Genomic DNA, 4,053 nt, shown 5'->3' on the forward strand with positions numbered 1-4,053 from the left:
CTGGTATGAGCTTGACCGGTTCCCGCTGGTGAGGGAAGTTGGGGGAACCGGTCGATAGCAGGTGGGAACGCTCCGTCGCTCCTTCTTCTTGTCGTCAGTCTTCGCCTATTGGATTGGCAATGTCCGACGTCGTTTCGCTCCCCTCAAAAGACCCCGCGACTCCGCTGAAGCTCCTTGCAACGCTGTGCTGGACCGACCCAGCGGAGCGAACACTGGCACAGGCGTCGTTCGCGGCAGCGACGATAATTGCTGGTGAACGGCGCGCGAAGTCGGCAATCGTTGCGGGCGCATCGGATCGTGCCCTGGAAATCAGCGATATGATTCCGCCGCTGCTGCGCAATCCGGCGAAGACCGAAACTCACCACATTCCGCCGGGCATGCTACGGCAGTATGCAAACGCTGCGCTAGCGATCACGAACGGGTTCCGAGATGGTCTGTTCGAGTCAAGTGGGGGGCTCCAGGCAGTTGTCCACGCTCCGAGTGAAGAGCAGCTGATCAAGCGTATTGCTGAGGTCGTGCGTGGTGGCGCGGTGAGTGCAGCACTTCAGTTGATTATGGTAGCACGAATGGAGCGATTCCCGAATAAAGATCTGACGCCCAGTTTGACGCGAGCGCGAAGCTTGCTTGAATACAGCAAACGAGGTGTTAATGGCTTCGGAACTAAACGCTGGCAAACAACTGCTTTCGTCCAATGGGGATGTGTGGCGCCACTTTGGGCAGGAGTAATGATCGCGGGTGGCTATCCATGGAGTGTGAAGGATCGTTACTTCGAGCAAGCTGTTCTCGAAGAGGGGCTCTTTTCGGTTCTCTACGATCAAGATCGTACTAGTACTGCACTCTCGTTTGCTCTCACGCTCACGAACTTTGCGACGACCTTCATACCGCCTAAGGCGCGGGAACCGCTGCTCACGCCAAGCGAAGTCGTCCGCTTCGATACAGATGTCACTGCTGCTGACCTCCCACTGAGCCCGCTGTCCCCGGAAGAGCGACTCGCTGCGAAGAAAGCGAAGACCAAGGAAGATCGCTTGGACTACCAGAAGGGCTGATTGCCACCGGTGCAGGTTCTCTCTTCACCGGTGAAGTCCATTCCAGCACCGGTCTCACATCAGTCATGTTCGCGCTCACCACGCCGGATGCCCCGGCCAAACGTGAGACGACACATGACTGACCAAAACGATATTACCGACGTGAAAACGATGTGCGACGTCGCACTCCTCGCGGCGATCGCTGAGCTTCGTCGAGACATGTACGAGGGTGGATTTCGCCCTATCGCCGTCTATACCTACGACGCGGGCGTCGAAAGCGCGGGCAAGCGGCCAATCGACAAGGCTTGGCAAGATGGCGCGAAGCAGACTCCTCCCCGCGCGGTTTTGCAGCCTGTGGCCGGCAATGCCCTCAACACAGGTATTCTCTGCAATGGCCTTCGCCCTATCGACATCGATATCGACGACCCGCAGCTCGCGGATCGAATTCAGAGCATGGCGGAGCAGCGGTTTGGGCGTGCACCGTTGAAGTTTCGCTCAAATTCTGCAAAGCGAACGCTCCTTTATAAGGCGGCATTGGGCGAGCCGTCGAAGAAGTCTCGCACCGGTGCGTCCCACAGCAAGAGCGACAGCGTCAAGGTGGAGGTTCTCGGGGCGGACAATCAGATGGTCGCCCATGGCGTTCATCCGAGCGGGGTGCTCATCCAATGGAAAGACGACCTTGCGCCCGGCAACCGGCTGACAGTCGAGGAGCTGAAGCCGATCACCGAAGAGGCAGTCGACGGGTTCCTCGACGAAGTTGCCGAAATCATCGGCTCACCGGCGAAGACCGCCCGAATTGGGACTATGGCTGCCGGCGCGGGGCAGGCTTCAGCCAACTCCAGCGTTCATGATTACGGTGGCGCCAGCATCGTGGATGTGGCCGCTGCGTTGGCGGTGATTCCGAATGATGGTCCCGCTGATTGGGAAAAATGGAAGCGGATTGGCATGGCCGTATGGTCGGCAACGAGAGGCTCAGATGATGGCTTCAATGCGTTCGCGACCTGGAGCCGCAAGAACTCTGCGCACGATGAGGCGGCGGTGAGGCAATGTTGGTATGAGATTACGGCCTCACCGCCTGATCGAATTGGAGCCGGAACACTCTTCTACCTCGCCGCCGAGGCATCGCCACGCTGGCGGAAGTCCATTTCCGACAATCATCCCGCTCCTACCTCCGACATTTCGGACGCAAATATTGCAGGCAGCTCTTCGGCGCTTCCTGAGTTGCCGCCGGGTTACCGTATGACCAGTGAGGGACTGTTCTTCTTCGAGAAAGGAAAAGAGGATGGGGGAACGTGGAAGCAGGTCTCCGCTCCCTTCGACCCTATCGGCGATTGCTGCAATCCAGGTAGTGGTGAGTGGGGTATCGTTATCAGGTGGGAGGACGCACGCGGGGTAAAAAAGCAAAAGATCATTCCTCGGAGCGATCTTCCGCGTCGAGAAGGAGGATCCACGATCGCCTCCACGCTTGAAGCAGAAGGTCTGAGGTGTAGCGCCAATCCCGCACTCCTGCGGAACTTCTTCGTTCACCTTAAGCCGCGTAGAATCCTCACCATCGCCCCCGCAGCGGGATGGCATGATAGTGACGACAAGCGTTGGACATACCTGCTTCCGAACGGCGAAGTGATCGGAGACACGCAAGACGAAGTGATACTCAGCCCCGGTGCAGTACGTTCAGGACGTGAGAGCACGCAGAATGGTACACTGGTGGATTGGCAAGAGAAAGTCGCAAAGTATGCTCGGGGTAATTCACGGCTTACACTCTTCATGTGTGCCGCCCTTGCAGCCCCGCTTCTCGCTATCAACTCTGAGCCAAGCGGTGGGTTTCACTTGGTTGGAAAGAGTCGGAGTGGCAAGAGTACTGCACAATTCATGGCGGCATCAGCGTGGGGGCCTTCGAAGGTCCGTGTGGCGCAATGGCGTGCGACTGCAAACGGCCTTGAGGGGATGGCGCGCGCAGCAAGCGATGGGCCGCTGTTTCTCGATGAGATTGGACAAGCTGACGCGAAGACGGCAGGCGATGCGATCTACATGCTCGCAAATGAAGCTGGGAAACAGCGCGCAAAAGTCGACGGCAGTGGCCGCGAAAGGGCAAGTTGGCGAACGCTGTTTTTGTCGACGGGCGAAATTGAACTAGAAACGAAGATGAAGGAGGCGAATCGAGCTGCTGCGGCTGGACTGCACGTTCGCCTTGTAAACATCGAAGCCGACGCTGGGGCTGGGTTTGGTGTCTTTGAGGACATCCATGGATTCAAATCCGCTGCCGAGTTTGCCGATCATCTGCGAGCGGTGACTAACCAGTACTACGGCGTGGCAAGCCGCGTCTTTCTCCAATATCTTGCCGAAATGCGGACGCAAAATTCAGAGGGGCTTGCTGAAATGGTCAAAGGATTCCGACGAACCTTCAGAGACGCATACCTCCATGAACAACCTGTAGACGGACAGATCGAGTCCGTAGCTGGTCGCTTTGCTCTCATCGCCGCAGCTGGTGAACTTGGTATTGCCTTCAATGTTCTGAACTGGCAACAGGGAGATGCGATAATCGCAGCTGGGAAGTGTTTTGAGCAATGGCTGTCTTCGCGCGGCCACACTGGGGCGGGAGAGGACGAGGCTGCGATCACGCACGTGCGGCGGTTCATCGTCGCAAATGGGACTAGCCGCTTTGCCGATTACGAGGCGCCTCATGAGACCGTACGGGATTGCGTCGGTTGGCGAAGGAGTGATTCTGGTGAGACGGATTATCTCTTCGACGTGGACCAGTGGAACTCTGTCGTCTTTAATGGTACGGCACTCAACCCGAAACGAGCTATTGAGGCGCTTGATCAAAGCGGTCATTTGAAAAAGATGGAGGGAAGGAAGACGGCGAAGGCAAAAATCAATTGCAGGCCGATTCGAGTGTACTGGGTGAAAGGCACGATACTCGGAAGCGAAGACTGACGACAAGAAGAAGGAGCGACGGAGCGTTCCCACCTGCTATCGACCGGTTCCCCCAACTTCCCTCACCAGCGGGAACCGGTCAAGCTCATACCAG

At 57.4% G+C, this 4,053-nt stretch carries 2 protein-coding genes; both read left to right on the top strand.

Annotated features, from left to right (window positions below):
- Positions 1-119 precede the first annotated feature (119 nt).
- Positions 120-1,046, top strand: a complete 927-nt coding sequence (locus IEX89_RS23965; RefSeq protein WP_188915820.1) for a hypothetical protein — start codon at positions 120-122, stop codon at positions 1,044-1,046.
- Positions 1,047-1,160: 114 nt separating this feature from the next.
- Positions 1,161-3,959 (top strand): DUF927 domain-containing protein, encoded by a 2,799-nt coding sequence (locus IEX89_RS23970; RefSeq protein WP_188915821.1) that lies wholly within the window; start codon positions 1,161-1,163, stop codon positions 3,957-3,959.
- The last annotated feature ends 94 nt before the right edge of the window (positions 3,960-4,053 follow it).

The sequence above is a fragment of the Salinarimonas ramus genome (genome assembly GCF_014645695.1).
Taxonomy (GTDB): domain Bacteria; phylum Pseudomonadota; class Alphaproteobacteria; order Rhizobiales; family Beijerinckiaceae; genus Salinarimonas; species Salinarimonas ramus.

Coding starts and splice junctions, on each gene's coding strand:
- IEX89_RS23970 (WP_188915821.1), top strand. CDS start 1,161: ATGACTGACCAAAACGATATTACCGACGTGAAAACGATGTGCGACGTC.
- IEX89_RS23965 (WP_188915820.1), top strand. CDS start 120: ATGTCCGACGTCGTTTCGCTCCCCTCAAAAGACCCCGCGACTCCGCTG.